Raw genomic sequence first — 15954 nt, forward strand, 5'->3', positions numbered from 1 at the left:
CGGCGGCTCGCTCAGAAGGTGCGTTGCACGGAGAACGACACGAAGTCGCGGTCGCCGTGGAAGTTGTTGTAGGAAAGCTCGGGCACGGCGGTGTCGTAGCGGATGATCGAGCCATCCGAGCCGTAGTAGTGCGTGTAACCGACGCTGGCCTGCCAGGTCTTCTGGTACTCGGCCTTGAGGCCGATGCTGACGTTGCCGCCATTGTTCGCCGGGAACAGCGCGCCGTTGACCGAGGAGCGACCGAACAGGCCGTAGCTCACGCCGATCGGCAGCTGCAGGTCGAGGCCCGGCGCCACCTGGAAGTACTCGGGCGTGAAGACGAACTGCAGCGCGCCGGCATCGCGGGTTGCCAGCGGGTCGAGCTGGTCCTTGTTGTCGGTGACGCTCAGGCGGCGGTTGAAGGCGAATTCGCCGATGAACGAGGCGCCGTCCCACAGCGGCGACGCGGACAGCACGCTGATCGCCGAGAGGTTCAGGTGCATGGTGCGGCCCTTGGGAAACGCCGCATCGTCACCGCCATCGGCGCCGACGAAGGCCGGCACGATCACGGTGTTGCCGCTGGCCACCAGCGGCATGTCGTCACGGAACGACAGCTCGGCGGCGACGTTGGTCTCGCCGACCAACGTACTGACGCTGAAGCCGATGGTGCGGATGTCCTCGGCGTACACCATCTCGTAGCGGCTGGTGTCCGGGTAGAGGTAGAACTGCGGCATCTTGTCGTGGAACTGCGCGGCGTAGATGCCGAACTCGTAGTCGCCGGAGCTGATCTTCAGCTGCACGCCGCCCTGCCCGGAATCGCGCGCCTCGATGTCGTCGGCGCGGTAGGCGACGCCACCGGGCACCGGCGCGAAGATGGCCTCGCCGCCCTCGTCGACGAAATCGGCAAAGCTGAAGTAGCTGCCGGCGCCCGGCAGGCGGCTCTTGCGCCATTCCAGCTGGTAGTAGGCGCCAATGGAGACGTTGGAGTTGAGCTGCAGCTGGCCGGCGACCTGGCCGATGGGGCGCAGGATTTCCTTGAACTGCGAGTTGGGCACCGACAGCGCCTTGATCAGGTCCAGCGAGGTCTGCGCCGCGGCGATACCGTTGGAGCCGAAGAACAGGCTCTCGCCGTACAGCTGGGTGAAGCGGCCGGCCTTGGCGTTGAGGCTCATGCCGGCCGGGGCGAAGCTGCCGTAGACGAAGGCGTCGAGCAGCTCGGCCTTGCGCCCGTGGAGCTTCTCGGTGTCGTTGGTGAACTCGTCGAAGTCGGCGCTGCGCGAGTTGACCAGCGCGCCGCCCAGGGCACCGGGGTTGTCGTTGTCCTTGTTGTAGACGTCGTCGTACCACGCCGCGCCGCTCAGACGCAGGCCGTAGTTGCGCTTGTAGCGCAGATCGAATTCGGAGAGCAGGTCGAGGCGGTTGGAGATCAGCCCCTTGTCGAAGTTGAGGTCGCCGTCGTTGGTGTTGGCCTGCACGCCGACGGAGCTGTCGGCGACTTCGGAATCGGCACCGCGCACGCGCCAGGCGGCGCTGTACTTGATGGTGTTGTCCCACGACATGCGCAGATCGGGATTGCCGAGATCGATCGGCATGGCCTGTACGGGCACCGTCGCCGCGGCGCCGGCGAGAGCACCGGTCACAGCAATGAACAGAGTCTTCAAACGAGCCGTCGGCAGACAGGTACTAGGCACCATGTCGTACTCCTGAATTATTGTTGTTAGAAGTAGCGCAACCCACCCTTGACCGGCGGTGTTCGCGAGGCCAAAGCTAAGCGCCGTCGGAATTACCGTCCAATACTAAAAAAACCGCTGATCGATACCTTCAGGGTATGGAAAAAGCCCAGCACCGACGCCATCCACCGATCGGGAACGCTTCATGGAACTTCGCCACCTGCGCTACTTCATCGCCGTCGCCGAGGAACGCAACATCGGTCGCGCCGCCGCCCGCCTGCACATCTCGCAGCCCCCGTTGACGCGGCAGATCCAGCAGCTCGAAGAGCAACTCGGCGTGCAGCTGTTCAACCGCACACCGCGCGGCATGGAGCTGACGCCGGCCGGCGAGCTGCTGCTGGATGAGGCGAAGAACATCAACGCGGTGATCGAGCAGGCCACCGAGCGCACGCAGCGCGCCGGCCAGGGCAAGTTCGGCCGGCTGGATGTGGCGATCTTCGGCTCGGCGATCCTCGATACCATCCCGCGGCTGCTGGCGGATTTCCGCGGGGCCTATCCGGACGTCAAGGTGGTGCTGCACAGCATGCACAAGGACGAGCAGCTCGAAGCCCTGCGCCAGCGGCGGATCAGCGTCGGCTTCAACCGGATCCTCACGCCCTCGCCGGACTTCGCCGCCGAGCTGGTGGACACTGAGCCGCTGCTGCTGGCGCTGCACGAGGATGATCCGCTGGCGCGCCAGCAGCGGGTGGATTTCCGCGCGCTGGCCGACCAACCGCTGGTGCTGTTTCCCACCGGCGGGCGCCCGAGTTTCCTCGACAAGGTGCTCGGCCTCTGCCAGCAGGCCGGCTTCGTGCCGACCATCGCTCAGGAAGTCGGCGACGCGGTGACCGCCGTTTCGCTGGTCTCCAAGGGCTTCGGCGCCTGCCTGGTGTCGCAATCCACGGCGGCGCTGTCGCTGCCGGGCCTGACCTACCGGCCGCTGGACGGCATTCCGGGCAACACGCGGATCGATCTGTCGTGCATCTACCGCCCCGACGACCGCTCGCCGATCCTCGCCGCATTTCTTGAGGTAGTGCGTTCGTATCGTCAGCGCCGCAGCGCAGAGCGCCCCGCCAAGGGTTAGTGGTTTGCCGGACATGCGTGCTGCTGCGCGGCGCCGCGTCGCGCAGCAGCACGCGCCGCAAGTACTCTTGTGCCAATTGCATGACCGGGAACCCGCATGAGCCTCGATGACATCGACTTCGCCGAACGCTATCGCCAGCACCTGCGCCGCAGCGCCCGCCCATCCAAACCGCCGGGCGCCTGGGACAAGCGTGCCGTCGAACTGGCAAGCAAACCGCTGGGCGGCGCCTATACCGACGCGTTCATAAGGCTCATGGACCTGAGCGGCGCTCGCAGCCTGCTGGATATCGGCTGCGGTCCCGGCACCCTGTGCCTGCCGCTCGCCGCGCAATTCGAGCGAATCTACGCGCTGGACTACAGCCCCGGCATGCTGGCCTGCCTGCAGGCGCGCCTCGACGAATCGGGCGTGGACAACGTGCAGCCGCTGCAATGCGCTTGGGAGGACGACTGGAGTGCAGTTCCGGTGTGCGACATCCTGATCGCTTCGCGCTCGGGCCTGGTCGATGATCTGGATGCCGCGCTGGAGAAGATCCACCGGCATACCCGGCTGCGGGCCTACATGACCCAGCTGGCCGGCGGCCACTTCATCGATCCGGCCATCGCCCGCCTGCTCGGACGCGAGCAGGCCAGCGTGCCGGACTACATCTACACCCTCAACCTGCTGCACCAGCGCGGCATTCATCCGCGCCTGGACTATATCGAGCTGCCCAGCCGCCTGGCTGGCTGCACCACCTTCGAGGAATTCGCCGAGCGCGTCGCCGGGTCGCTCGGTCCGCTCGACGACGGGCAGCGCGAAACCCTGGCCGACTGGTACCGCGCCGACCCGGAGCGCGCCCGCCAGGGCGGCGCGCCGATGCGCTGGGCCTTCATCGGCTGGACGGTACCGTCGGCCACCACCTAACGGCGGGGGCCAGCGCGGTTATTCCACGGTGACGGACTTGGCCAGGTTGCGCGGCTGGTCGACGTCGGTGCCACGTAGCACGGCGACGTAGTAGGACAACAGCTGCAGCGGCACGGTGTAGAGGATCGGTGCCAGCGCATCGTGGATGTGCGGCATGTTCACCACGAAGGTGCCCTCGCCATTCTCCAGCCCGGCGGCGCCATCGGCGAAGACGATCAGCTCGCCGCCACGCGCGCGCACTTCCTGCAGGTTGGACTTGAGCTTCTCCAGCAGCTCGTTGTTCGGCGCCACGGTGACCACCGGCATGTCGGCGTCCACCAGCGCCAGCGGTCCGTGCTTGAGTTCGCCGGCCGGGTAGGCTTCGGCGTGGATGTAGGAGATCTCCTTGAGCTTGAGTGCACCTTCCATCGCCACTGGATACTGTGCGCCGCGGCCGAGGAACAGCGTGTGGTGCTTCTCGGCGAAATGCTCGGCGACCTTCTCCACCGTGGTGTCCATCGCCAGCGCTTCGCCCAGACGCGTCGGCAGGCGGCGCAATTCGGCCACCAGCTCGGCTTCCCTGGCCGCCGTCAGGCTGCCGCGCACCCGGCCGAGGGCGAGGGTCAGCAGCATCAGTCCGGTCAACTGGGTGGTGAAAGCCTTGGTCGAGGCGACGCCGATCTCCGGCCCTGCCTGGGTCAGCAGGCAGAGGTCGGATTCACGCACCAGCGAGCTGATGCCGACGTTGCAGATCGCCAGGCTGGCCAGATAGCCGGCGTCCTTGGCATTGCGCAGCGCGGCCAGGGTGTCGGCGGTCTCGCCGGACTGGGAGATGGTGACGAACAGGCTGTCGGGCTGGACCACGACCTTGCGGTAGCGGAACTCGCTGGCGACCTCGACCTGACAGGGAATCCCGGCCAGTTCTTCGAGCCAGTATCGCGCGACCATGCCGGCGTGGTAGCTGGTGCCGCAGGCGACGATCTGCACGTTGCGCACCTTGGCGAACAGCTCGGCGGCCTGCGGGCCGAAGGCCTGCACCAGCACCTGGTTGTCACCCAGGCGACCTTCGAGGGTGCGCTGCACAACCTTGGGCTGCTCGTGGATTTCCTTGAGCATGAAGTGCCGGTACTCACCCTTGTCCGCCGCCTCGGCGCCTTCGTGGTATTGCACCGCTTCGCGCTGTACCGGCTGCCCGGCGGCATCCCATATTTGCACGCTGTCGCGGCGAATCTCGGCGATGTCGCCCTCTTCCAGGTACATGAAGCGGTCGGTGACCTGACGCAGCGCCAGCTGGTCGGACGCGAGGAAGTTCTCGCCCAGGCCGAGACCGATCACCAGCGGACTGCCGCTGCGCGCGGCAAGCAGACGATCCGGCTGGCGCGCCGAGATCACCGCCAGGCCGTAGGCGCCGTGCAACTCCTTGACCGCCGCCTTGAGCGCCACGGTTAGATCGCCGAACTCGTCGAGCTTGTGGTGCAGCAAGTGGACGATGACTTCGGTATCGGTGTCGGACTGGAATTCGTAGCCCAGCGCCTTGAGGCGACTGCGCAGCGCCTCGTGGTTCTCGATGATGCCGTTGTGCACCACGGCCAGGTCGTGGCCGGAGAAATGCGGGTGGGCGTTGCGCTCGCAGGGCGCGCCGTGGGTGGCCCAGCGGGTGTGCGCGATGCCCAGACGGCCGGCCAGCTGGGCCTCGGTCTGCGCCTGTTCCAGCTCGGCAACCTTGCCGGTGCGGCGCAGGCGCTGCAGCGTTCCGGCGCCATCCAGCACGGCGACGCCGGCACTGTCGTAGCCGCGGTATTCCAGGCGCTTGAGGCCTTCGAGCAGGATCGCGGTGATGTTGCGTTCGGCGACGGCGCCAACGATGCCACACATGGGTCAGGTCTCCAGATTGGGTTCGATGGCCGCGCAGATCAGTCTGACGCCACGGGCCTGAATGGATGCGCGCGCCGCGTCTGTGAGGCGCTCGTCGGTGATCAGGGTGTGGATCCTGCCCCAGGGCAGTTCCAGATTGGGAATGCGCCGGCCGATCTTGTCGGACTCGGCCAGCACGATGACTTCGCGGGCAACCTCGGCCATCACCCGCGACAGCCCCAGCAGTTCGTTGAAGGTGGTGGTGCCACGCTCCAGATCGATGCCGTCGGCACCGATGAACAGCTGGTCGAAATCATAGGAGCGCAGCACCTGTTCGGCCACCTGGCCCTGGAAGGACTCGGAATGCGGGTCCCAGGTGCCGCCGGTCATCAGCAGCACCGGCTCGTGTTCCAGTTCGCGCAGCGCGTTGGCCACGTTCAGCGAGTTGGTCATCACCACCAGGCCATGCGTGTGGCCGAGCTGGGGAATCATCGCGGCGGTGGTGGTACCGCTGTCGATGATGATTCGCGCATGTTCGCGAATGCAGCCGACGGCCGCTCGGGCAATGGCCTGCTTTGCCGGCGAAACCGGCTGCGCGCCGTCGCCGATCAGCTCTTGCGGCAGCGATACCGCGCCGCCGTAACGGCGCAGCAGCAGACCATTCTTCTCGAGCGCGGCAAGGTCCTTGCGGATGGTGACTTCGGAGGTTTCAAAGCGCTGCGACAGCTGATCGACGCTCACCTCGCCCTGCTCGGCGAGCAGCGCAAGGATCGCGTGGCGGCGTTGCGGTGTGTTGCGCTTCGACATCAGCGATGTTTCGATCCGAAAGTTACAGGCGCGAATCAAAACATAAAGCGTTTGGAGGCTGCAAGCGGAAGTATTAGGACTTCTTCTTCACCGGCCTCTGCCAGCCATCGATGTTGCGTTGACGACCGCGGCCGAGGCCGAGGGTGTGCGCGGGTACGTCTTCGGTGATCACCGAACCCGCACCGGTGGTAGCACCGTCGCCGAGCATGAGCGGCGCGACCAGCGAGCTGTTGGAACCGATGAACACGTCTTCGCCCATCACCGTGCGGAACTTGTTGGCGCCGTCGTAGTTGCAGGTGATGGTGCCGGCGCCGATGTTGGTCCGCGCACCGATCTCGGCGTCGCCCAGGTAGCTGAGATGGCCGGCCTTGGCGCCCTCGCCGAGCACCGCGTTCTTCAGTTCGACGAAGTTGCCGACGTGCGCCTTGCGGCCGAGCACCGCGCCGGGCCGCAGCCGGGCGAACGGCCCGCAGTCGGCGCCCTCCCCCACCTCGGCGCCTTCCAGGTGCGAATTGGCCTTGATGATCGCGCCCTTGCGCAGGACGCTGTCCTTGATCACGCAATTGGGGCCGATCTGCACATCGTCCTCGATCACCACGCGGCCTTCGAGGAGCACGTTGACGTCGATCAGCACGTCGCGACCGACCGACACCTCGCCGCGCAGGTCGAACCGCGCCGGGTCGCGCAGGGTGACGCCCTGTGCCATCAGCCGCCGCGCCGCGCGCTGCTGGTAATGACGTTCCAGTTCCGCCAGCTGGATGCGGTCGTTGGCGCCCTGCACCTCCATAGCATCCAGCGGTTGCTCGGTGGCGACGCGCAGGCCGTCCGCCACGGCCATCGCGATCACGTCGGTCAGGTAGTACTCGCCCTGTGCATTGCTGTTGGACAAGCGCCCCAACCATTCGCCGATCCGCGCGCCCGGTACGGCGAGGATGCCGGTATTGCCTTCGCGGATCGCCCGCTGTGCGGCGCTGGCATCCTTGTGCTCGACGATGGCCTGCACCTCGCCCTGCGCGTCGCGCACGATGCGGCCGTAACCGGTCGGATCGGCAAGCTCCACGGTAAGCAGGGCGAGCTGGTCGGGGCCGACCTTGTGCAGCAGTCGCTGCAGGGTATCGGTTTCGATCAGCGGCACGTCGCCATAGAGGATCAGCACCCGTTCGGCGGTCAGGTTCGGCAGCGCCTGCGCCACCGCATGCCCGGTACCGAGCTGCTCGGCCTGCACAACGTAGCTCAGATCGTCACCCGCCAGGCGCTGACGTACCTGTTCAGCGCCATGACCGATCACCACCTGGATACTCTTGGGCAGCAGCGCGCGGGCTGTGTCGATGACGTGGCCAAGCATGGACTGCCCGGCCACCGGATGCAGGACCTTCGGCAGGGCGGAACGCATGCGGGTGCCCTGACCAGCGGCGAGAATGACGATATCAAGAGACATGACGGTGATCCTGAACGGTTTGGCGCCGTCCGCTGGCCGGACAGGTCGGTCGCCGGTACGGACAGAATGACGGAAAAAGAAAAAGGGTAGCCAAGGCTACCCTTTTACTCGTATGCGATGAAGTCGCGGATCGATCAGTGCCGACCGTACTTCTTGCGCAATGCCTCGATGGTCCGCAGCTGGGCAGCGGCCTCGGCGAGACGAGCGGCGGCGGAACCGTAATCGAATTCCGCGCCCTTCTCGTTCAGCGCCTTTTCCGCGGCCTTGACCGCAGCCTGCGCGGCGGCCTCGTCGAGGTCCTTGGCGCGCGTGGCGGTATCGGCAAGCACCTTCACCATGTTCGGCTGCACTTCGATGAAGCCGCCGGAGATGTAGAAGATCTCTTCGTCGCCACCCTGCTTGATCACACGCACCGGACCCGGCTTGAGATCGGTGAGCAGCGGCGCGTGGCCCGGCAGAATCCCGATGTCACCCAGGTTACCGTGAGCGACGACCATTTCCACCAGCCCCGAGAACAGCTCTTCTTCCGCGCTGACGATGTCGCAGTGGACTGTCATAGCCATACATATGCCTCGGTAATCGGCCTGCCCGGCCGAGGCCGGTCAGGCTGGATCGGCGCCCGCGAACGGGCGCGCCAGTTACAGTTTCTTGGCCTTCTCGATGGCTTCGTCGATGGTGCCGACCATGTAGAACGCCTGCTCCGGCAGGTGGTCGTAGTCACCATTGAGAATGCCCTGGAAGCCACGGATGGTTTCCTTGAGCGACACGTACTTGCCCGGAGCGCCGGTGAAGACCTCGGCTACGTGGAACGGCTGCGACAGGAAGCGCTGGATCTTACGCGCACGAGCAACGAGTTGCTTGTCCTGCTCGGACAGTTCGTCCATACCCAGGATGGCGATGATGTCCTTCAGTTCCTTGTAACGCTGCAGCACGTACTGCACGCCGCGAGTCACTTCGTAGTGCTCCTGGCCAACCACCAGCGGGTCCAGCGAACGACTGGTGGAGTCCAGCGGGTCCACGGCCGGGTAGATACCCAGGGAAGCGATGTCACGCGACAGAACGACGGTAGCATCGAGGTGGGCGAAGGTGGTCGCCGGGCTCGGGTCGGTCAGGTCGTCCGCGGGAACGTATACGGCCTGGATCGAGGTGATCGAACCGGTCTTGGTGGAGGTGATGCGCTCCTGCAGAACGCCCATTTCCTCGGCCAGAGTCGGCTGATAACCCACCGCCGACGGCATACGACCCAGCAGTGCCGACACTTCGGTACCGGCCAGGGTGTAGCGGTAGATATTGTCGATGAACAGCAGAACGTCGCGACCTTCCTCACGGAACTTCTCGGCCATGGTCAGGCCGGTCAGGGCAACGCGCAGACGGTTTCCCGGCGGCTCGTTCATCTGGCCGTACACCATCGCCACTTTGTCGAGAACGTTGGAGTCCTTCATCTCGTGGTAGAAGTCGTTACCCTCACGAGTACGCTCACCCACGCCGGCGAACACGGACAGACCGCTGTGCGCCTTGGCGATGTTGTTGATCAGCTCCATCATGTTCACGGTCTTGCCGACACCGGCACCACCGAACAGACCAACCTTGCCGCCCTTGGCGAACGGGCAAACCAGGTCGATGACCTTGATGCCGGTTTCCAGCAGGTCGTTGCCGCCCGCCTGATCGGCGTAGCTCGGCGCAGCGCGGTGGATGCCCCACTGCTCGTCGCAGGCAACCGGACCGGCCTCGTCGATCGGCTCGCCAAGGACGTTCATGATGCGGCCCAGGGTGCCGGCACCAACCGGAACCTGGATGGCGTTGCCGGTGTTGTTGACGTCCAGGCCGCGCTTGAGGCCTTCGGTCGAACCCATCGCGATGGTACGCACAACGCCGTCGCCCAGCTGCTGCTGGACTTCCAGGGTGGTCTCGGCGCCTTGTACTTTCAGCGCGTCATAGACGTTCGGCACCTGATCGCGCGGGAATTCCACGTCGATGACGGCGCCGATGATTTGAACGATACGTCCGCTACTCATGTTTGGTTCCTCTGAATATTTGAACCGTTCTTAAACCGCGGCAGCGCCGCCGACGATTTCCGAAATTTCCTGAGTGATCGCAGCCTGACGGGCCTTGTTGTAGACCAGTTGCAGGTCGCCGATCAGCTCCCCGGCGTTGTCGGTTGCGTTCTTCATGGCAATCATCCGCGCCGCCTGTTCGGCTGCGCCGTTCTCAACCACCGCCTGGTAGACCTGGGACTCGATGAAGCGCACCAGCAGGGCATCCAGCAGCTGCTGGGCATCCGGCTCGTAGAGGTAGTCCCACTGACCTTTCTTCACTGGCTCGGCGCTCGCGTCTGCCGCCAGGGGCAGCAGCTGGTCGACCGTCGGCTTCTGGGTCATGGTGTTGATGAACTTGTTGGATGCCAGGTACAAGCGATCGATACGGCCTTCGTTGAAGCCGTCCAGCATGACCTTGACGCTACCGATCAGATCGTTGATCGACGGTGCTTCGCCGAGGTTGCCGATCGCCGCGACGACGTTACCGCCGAAGCTGCGGAAGAAGCTTGCGCCCTTGTTGCCGATCACGCACAGGTCGACCTCGACCCGCTGGTCGTGCCATTCCTTCATGCTCTTGATCAGGGCCTTGAACAGGTTGATGTTCAGGCCACCGCACAGACCACGATCGGTCGACACGACGATATAGCCGACACGCTTGACCGGACGCTCCACCATGAACGGATGACGGTATTCCGGGTTGGCATTGGCCAGATGGCCAATCACCTGCCGAATCCGCTCCGCGTAGGGACGGCTGGCCGCCATGCGCTGCTGAGCCTTGCGCATCTTGCTGACCGCCACCTTCTCCATGGCGCTGGTGATCTTCTGCGTGCTTTTGATGCTCGCAATCTTGCTGCGAATCTCTTTTGCGCCTGCCATTTGACACCTATCGGGTTAGCAGGCGGGAGCCTTGCGGCTCCCGCTGCGGCTTACCAGCTCTGCGTGGCCTTGAACTTCTCGATACCCGCCTTCAGGCCGGCGTCGATCTCGTCGTTGAAGTCGCCCTTCACGTTGATCTTCGCCATCAGATCGGCGAACTCGCGGTTGAAGAAGGCGATCAGGGCCTGCTCGAAGGCGCCAACCTTGGCCACTTCCACGTCCGCCAGGTAGCCACGCTCGGCGGCATACAGGGACAGGGACATGTCGGCGATGGACATCGGCGCGTACTGCTTCTGCTTCATCAGCTCGGTGACGCGCTGACCATGCTCCAGCTGCTTGCGGGTCGCTTCGTCGAGGTCGGAAGCGAACTGCGCGAATGCCGCCAGTTCACGATACTGGGCCAGAGCGGTACGGATGCCGCCGGACAGCTTCTTGACGATCTTGGTCTGCGCCGCACCACCCACACGCGATACCGAGATACCGGCGTTGACCGCCGGACGGATACCCGCGTTGAACATGGCCGACTCCAGGAAGATCTGACCGTCGGTGATCGAAATCACGTTGGTCGGAACGAACGCGGAAACGTCGCCCGCCTGGGTTTCGATGATCGGCAGTGCGGTCAGCGAACCGGTCTTGCCGGTCACGGCGCCCTTGGTGAACTGCTCCACGTACTCCTCGGAAACGCGCGAAGCACGCTCCAGCAGACGGCTGTGGAGATAGAACACGTCGCCCGGATAGGCTTCGCGTCCCGGCGGACGGCGCAGCAGCAGGGAGATCTGGCGGTAGGCCACGGCCTGCTTGGACAGGTCGTCGTAGACGATCAGGGCGTCTTCGCCGCGGTCGCGGAAGTATTCACCCATGGTGCAGCCGGAGTACGGAGCCAGGTACTGCAGGGCAGCGGACTCGGACGCCGACGCGGCTACAATGATGGTGTTCTGCAGCGCGCCGTGCTCTTCCAGCTTGCGCACCACGTTGGCGATGGTCGACTGCTTCTGACCGATGGCCACGTAGACGCAGCGGATGCCGCTGTTGCGCTGGTTGATGATGGCGTCGATGGCCATCGCGGTCTTGCCGATCTGGCGGTCACCGATGATCAGCTCGCGCTGGCCGCGGCCGACCGGGATCATGGCGTCGACCGATTTGTAGCCGGTCTGTACCGGCTGGTCGACCGACTTACGCCAGATCACGCCCGGTGCCACTTTCTCGACCGCATCGGTCAGCTGGGCATTGATCGGGCCCTTGCCGTCGATCGGGTTGCCCAGGGCATCGACCACGCGACCCAGCAGCTCCGGACCTACCGGAACTTCGAGGATGCGGCCGGTGCACTTGGCGCTCATGCCTTCGGTCAGGCCCAGGTAGTTACCCAGAACCACGGCACCTACGGAGTCCTGCTCCAGGTTCAGTGCCATGCCGAAGATGCCGCCAGGGAACTCGATCATCTCGCCGTACATGACGTCGGCCAGACCGTAGATGCGTACGATACCGTCAGAAACGCTGACGACGGTGCCCTCGTTACGGGCTTGGGCGGCGACATCGGATTTCTCGATGCGCTGCTTGATGATTTCACTAATCTCGGAAGGATTCAGTTGCTGCATGCCATGACCCTCAAATCAGGATTTCAACGATTCGGCCAACTGGCTCAGTTTGCCGCGGACCGAACCGTCGACAACCACATCACCGGCGCGAATCAACACGCCGCCGATCAGCGCAGGGTTCACGACCTGCTGGAGGTTGACGGTACGATCTAGCCGCTTCGACAGGGCGGCAGCCAAAGTTTGGAGTTGCGCATTGCTGAGCTCGAAGGCGGTTTCAACCTCTGCCTCGAGCGTTTTCTCGGCTTGCGCCTTGATGTCCTCGTACAGTTCCCACACGGTCGGCAGGACCGTCAGGCGATCATTTTCGCCGAGGGTCTGGACGTAGTTGCGGAACGCTTCGTCGGCATCGTTGCCAAGCAGACGCACCAATTCCTGAACCTTGCTTGCGCTGGTCAGGCGGGGGTCGTTCAGCAACGCCGCGACTTCAGGGACTTCAACAGCGATGGCGGCCAGGTTCAGCATCTTCGACCAGGAATCGGTCTGTCCGGCCGCGCTGGCGAACTCGAAAGCGGCTTTCGCGTAAGGCCGAGCAAGCGTCTGGGTATTGATCATCGCTTGCCTCGCTTAGAGTTGGGAGGCCAGTTTTTCGACCAGCTCGTTGTGCACCTTGGCGTCCACCTGGGACTCCAGGATCTTCTCCGCACCGGCGACGGCCAGAGCCGCTACCTGACTGCGCAGTTGGTCCCTGGCACGGTTCACTTCCTGTTCGATCTCGGCGCGTGCACCGGCGACCAGACGCTCGCCTTCGACACGTGCCTGCTGCTTGGCTTCCTCGATGATCGAGTTGGCGTGCTTGTTCGCCTGCTCGAGAATCTGGGCAGCCTGCTCCTTGGTCTCACGCAGGGTGTTGGACACCTTGTCCTGAGCCAGCTTCAGGTCTTGCTGCGCACGGCCTGCCGCATCCAGCCCTTCGGCGATCTTCTTCTGGCGTGCGCTCATGGCAGCCGTGATCGGCGGCCAGACGAACTTCATGCAGAACCAGACGAAGATAGCGAAGGCGAGCGTTTGACCGAACAGCGTCAAGTTAATGTTCACAGCGATATACCTCGTGCTATCTCGTTCAACGCGGGAGTCATTCCACGGCGACGGGGTTCGCCCGGCGAACCCCATCTCAAACCGGAAAAATGATTAACCGGCGACAACGAAGATGAGGTACATCGCGATACCAACGCCGATCATCGGCACGGCGTCGAGCAGACCGGCCATCAGGAAGGTCTTGGTCTGCAGCTGCGGGGCCAGCTCAGGCTGACGCGCGGTGGATTCCAGCAGCTTGCCGCCCAGCAGGGCGAAGCCGATGCCAGTGCCCAGGGCACCCAGACCGATCATGATGGAGGCGGCGATGTAGACGAGTTCCATGTAAAGCTCCTGAAGCTAGGGGGGTTTAAGGTTTTTCGGTTAAAGCGTTGCGTTTTCAGTGATGTTCTTCATGGGCAGAGCTCAGGTACACCACCGTCAGTACCATGAAGATGAAGGCCTGAAGCGGGATCACCAGGATGTGGAAGATCGCCCAAGGCACATTCAGGGTCCACTGCACGTAGAACGGCAGCAGTGCGATGAGGATGAACACCACCTCACCGGCATACATGTTGCCGAACAGACGCAGTGCGAGGCTGAGCGGCTTGGTCAGCAGACCGAGGATTTCGAGGAACAGGTTGAACGGCACCAGCGACCAGTGGTTGAACGGGGTGAATGCCAGCTCCTTGCTGAAACCACCGAAACCCTTGACCTTGACGCTGTAGAACAGAATCAGGATGAACACGCCGAGCGACAGGCCGAAGGTGCCGTTAGGATCGGCGGTCGGCACGATCTTGAACGCCGGCAGGCCGAGCAGACCAGCGATGCCCGGGATGTAGTCGACCGGAATCCACTTCAGGCTGTTCATCAGGAACACCCAGACGAAAATGGTCAGCGCCAGCGGAGCAATCAGCGTATTGCGGCCGTGAAAGGTGTCCTTGACCACGCCTTCGACGAATTCCACGCACATCTCGACGAAATTCTGCAGCTTGCCCGGTACGCCGGCGGTAGCGGCCTTGGCGGCGCTGCGGAATAGCAGGATGAACAGCGCCCCCATCAACAGCGACCAGCCCAGGGTATCCAGGTGCACGGCCATGAAGCCCATGTCGCGCGCTTCGAGGCCGGTCTGGGCAATGGTCCAGGTCGCCTGATCGAGGACGCTGCCATCAGCACGCTCGTAACCGGCCGGCAGCTTGCCGTAAGTCAGGTTTTGCAGGTGATGCTGGATATATTCAGCCGGTGTGCTCGCCATAAACGCCTCAAATGCTCAATGCTTCGGATTGTTTTTCATCAGCAGGAGTGCACTCGCGCCGACACCCAACACCAGCAGGTAGCCGGTGAACAGGGCAACCGGTTCGAGCGGTCTCACCCCCACAAACACCAGCGCAAAAAGCGCTGCTGCCAGAATCTGTTTACCCATCTCGCCTGACCAGAAGGACTGGATGATCGCCCTGGTCGAACGTGCGCCAAAATAACGGAATGCCTTGTAGGCGAAGTACAGGTTCGCCAACCAGGCGATCAGCCCGCCGAGCAACGCCGAATAACCGGCGACGATGCCGAAAACCATTCCACAAAGGACCGCGGCCGCCAGGGCTGCCAATACCTGTATCTGCAACACGCGAACGGCCGGCAAACGGTGCAAAGGCGTCTTGTTGCGTATGTTCACCAAAAAACCATCGCTGGCGGCGAGGCCGCGCCGGGCGCGTTTGCGCAGTCCAAAAAAGCGCGGCGAGTATAGGAGGAGGACCCACCTCGTTCAACCATCGGGTAGTAATTTCCGACCGGCACTACAAATTCTTTGTATCAGCGGATGTGCGCCAGTACGCCCTGCAGCTCATCCAGCGAGTTGTAGCGGATCACCAGCTGCCCCTTGCCCTTCTGGCCATGCTTGATCTGTACCGGAGAGCCCAGCCGCTCGGCCAGGCGCTGTTCCAGACGGCTGATGTCCGGGTCCGCCTTGACGGCGCTTTTCTCAGCCGGCTTGCCGCTCAGCCACTGGCGAACCAGCGCCTCGGTCTGTCGTACCGTCAGTCCGCGTGCGACAACATGCCGCGCACCGTCGATCTGCTGTTCGGCCGGCAGGCCAAGCAGGGCGCGGGCGTGCCCCATCTCCAGGTCACCATGCGACAGCAACGTCTTAATCTCTTCCGGCAAGGCGATCAGGCGCAGCAGATTGCTGATCGAGACCCGCGACTTGCCCACCGCATCGGCAAGCTGTTGCTGGGTCAGCTGGAATTCCTGCTGCAGGCGCTGCAAGGCCACCGCTTCCTCGATGGGATTGAGGTCCTCGCGCTGAATGTTCTCGATCAGCGCCATCGCGATGGCCGCTTCATCGGGAATATCGCGTACCAGTGCCGGGATACTGTCCTTGCCGGCCTGCTGACTGGCACGCCAGCGGCGTTCGCCGGCGATGATCTCATAGCGGCCGCCGGTGATCGGACGTACTACGATCGGCTGCATCACGCCCTGGCTGCGGATCGATTGCGCCAGCTCCTCGAGTGCCGTCGGATCCATGTCCCGGCGTGGCTGGTACTTGCCGCGCTGCACGAGATCCAGCGGCAGGTGCTGCAACTCTCGGTCGTCGATGCGTACGGCCTCTTCCTGCATCGCCGCGACCGTGGTGCCGCCGAGCAGGGCATCCAGCCCGCGTCCGAGCCCTCGTTTCTTGGTAGCCATGAAGATT

At 63.9% G+C, this 15954-nt stretch carries 16 protein-coding genes; 2 read left to right on the forward strand and 14 right to left on the reverse strand.

Annotated features, from left to right (window positions below):
• Positions 1 to 11: 11 nt before the first annotated feature.
• Positions 12 to 1673 (reverse strand): DUF1302 domain-containing protein, encoded by a 1662-nt coding sequence (locus HU825_RS05060; protein ID WP_234303047.1) that lies wholly within the window; start codon positions 1671 to 1673, stop codon positions 12 to 14.
• Positions 1674 to 1854: 181 nt separating this feature from the next.
• On the opposite strand from HU825_RS05060, the gene HU825_RS05065 reads away from it, so the two are divergent.
• Together HU825_RS05065 and HU825_RS05070 are read left to right on the forward strand one after the other, a co-directional pair.
• Positions 1855 to 2772, forward strand: coding sequence for a LysR family transcriptional regulator (locus tag HU825_RS05065; RefSeq protein WP_043294934.1), 918 nt, complete (start codon positions 1855 to 1857; stop codon positions 2770 to 2772).
• Positions 2773 to 2868: 96 nt separating this feature from the next.
• Positions 2869 to 3672, forward strand: coding sequence for a class I SAM-dependent methyltransferase (locus tag HU825_RS05070; protein ID WP_234303048.1), 804 nt, complete (start codon positions 2869 to 2871; stop codon positions 3670 to 3672).
• 18 nt (positions 3673 to 3690) lie between these two features.
• Here the strand turns inward: HU825_RS05070 and glmS are convergent, their stop codons facing one another.
• The 13 genes from glmS to HU825_RS05135 form a co-directional block, all read right to left on the reverse strand.
• Positions 3691 to 5526 (reverse strand): glutamine--fructose-6-phosphate transaminase (isomerizing), encoded by a 1836-nt coding sequence (gene glmS, locus HU825_RS05075; protein WP_234303049.1) that lies wholly within the window; start codon positions 5524 to 5526, stop codon positions 3691 to 3693.
• Between the two features lie 3 nt (positions 5527 to 5529).
• The gene (locus HU825_RS05080; protein WP_177325131.1) at positions 5530 to 6315 is read right to left on the reverse strand and encodes a DeoR/GlpR family DNA-binding transcription regulator; all 786 of its coding nucleotides are present in this window, start codon (positions 6313 to 6315) and stop codon (positions 5530 to 5532) included.
• Between the two features lie 70 nt (positions 6316 to 6385).
• Positions 6386 to 7750, reverse strand: coding sequence for a bifunctional UDP-N-acetylglucosamine diphosphorylase/glucosamine-1-phosphate N-acetyltransferase GlmU (gene glmU / locus HU825_RS05085; protein ID WP_234303050.1), 1365 nt, complete (start codon positions 7748 to 7750; stop codon positions 6386 to 6388).
• A 134-nt stretch (positions 7751 to 7884) separates the two neighbouring features.
• A complete protein-coding gene (locus HU825_RS05090; RefSeq protein WP_003290900.1) occupies positions 7885 to 8313 on the reverse strand; it encodes a F0F1 ATP synthase subunit epsilon in 429 nt (142 codons plus the stop codon).
• A gap of 75 nt (positions 8314 to 8388) precedes the next feature.
• Positions 8389 to 9765, reverse strand: coding sequence for a F0F1 ATP synthase subunit beta (atpD, locus tag HU825_RS05095; RefSeq protein ID WP_043294929.1), 1377 nt, complete (start codon positions 9763 to 9765; stop codon positions 8389 to 8391).
• A 30-nt stretch (positions 9766 to 9795) separates the two neighbouring features.
• Positions 9796 to 10662 carry a F0F1 ATP synthase subunit gamma gene (atpG, locus tag HU825_RS05100; protein WP_043294928.1) on the reverse strand — a complete coding sequence of 289 codons (867 nt, stop codon included), beginning with the start codon at positions 10660 to 10662 and terminating at the stop codon, positions 9796 to 9798.
• Positions 10663 to 10712: 50 nt separating this feature from the next.
• Positions 10713 to 12257: a F0F1 ATP synthase subunit alpha gene (gene atpA / locus HU825_RS05105; protein WP_043294927.1), complete on the reverse strand. Its 1545-nt coding sequence runs from the start codon at positions 12255 to 12257 to the stop codon at positions 10713 to 10715.
• 15 nt (positions 12258 to 12272) lie between these two features.
• Positions 12273 to 12809 (reverse strand): F0F1 ATP synthase subunit delta, encoded by a 537-nt coding sequence (locus HU825_RS05110; protein WP_008569111.1) that lies wholly within the window; start codon positions 12807 to 12809, stop codon positions 12273 to 12275.
• Between the two features lie 12 nt (positions 12810 to 12821).
• On the reverse strand, positions 12822 to 13292 hold the full coding sequence (locus tag HU825_RS05115) for a F0F1 ATP synthase subunit B (RefSeq protein ID WP_008569110.1): 471 nt from the start codon (positions 13290 to 13292) through the stop codon (positions 12822 to 12824).
• A 93-nt stretch (positions 13293 to 13385) separates the two neighbouring features.
• Positions 13386 to 13613, reverse strand: a complete 228-nt coding sequence (gene atpE / locus HU825_RS05120; protein WP_003290909.1) for a F0F1 ATP synthase subunit C — start codon at positions 13611 to 13613, stop codon at positions 13386 to 13388.
• Positions 13614 to 13668: 55 nt separating this feature from the next.
• Entirely contained in the window at positions 13669 to 14523 is an 855-nt protein-coding gene (gene atpB, locus HU825_RS05125; protein ID WP_043294926.1) for a F0F1 ATP synthase subunit A, read from the reverse strand.
• A gap of 15 nt (positions 14524 to 14538) precedes the next feature.
• Positions 14539 to 14937, reverse strand: a complete 399-nt coding sequence (locus tag HU825_RS05130; protein WP_077682426.1) for a F0F1 ATP synthase subunit I — start codon at positions 14935 to 14937, stop codon at positions 14539 to 14541.
• A gap of 137 nt (positions 14938 to 15074) precedes the next feature.
• On the reverse strand, positions 15075 to 15947 hold the full coding sequence (locus HU825_RS05135; protein ID WP_043294925.1) for a ParB/RepB/Spo0J family partition protein: 873 nt from the start codon (positions 15945 to 15947) through the stop codon (positions 15075 to 15077).
• Positions 15948 to 15954 lie beyond the last annotated feature (7 nt).

Source organism: Pseudomonas phenolilytica, assembly GCF_021432765.1.
Lineage (GTDB): Bacteria > Pseudomonadota > Gammaproteobacteria > Pseudomonadales > Pseudomonadaceae > Stutzerimonas > Stutzerimonas phenolilytica.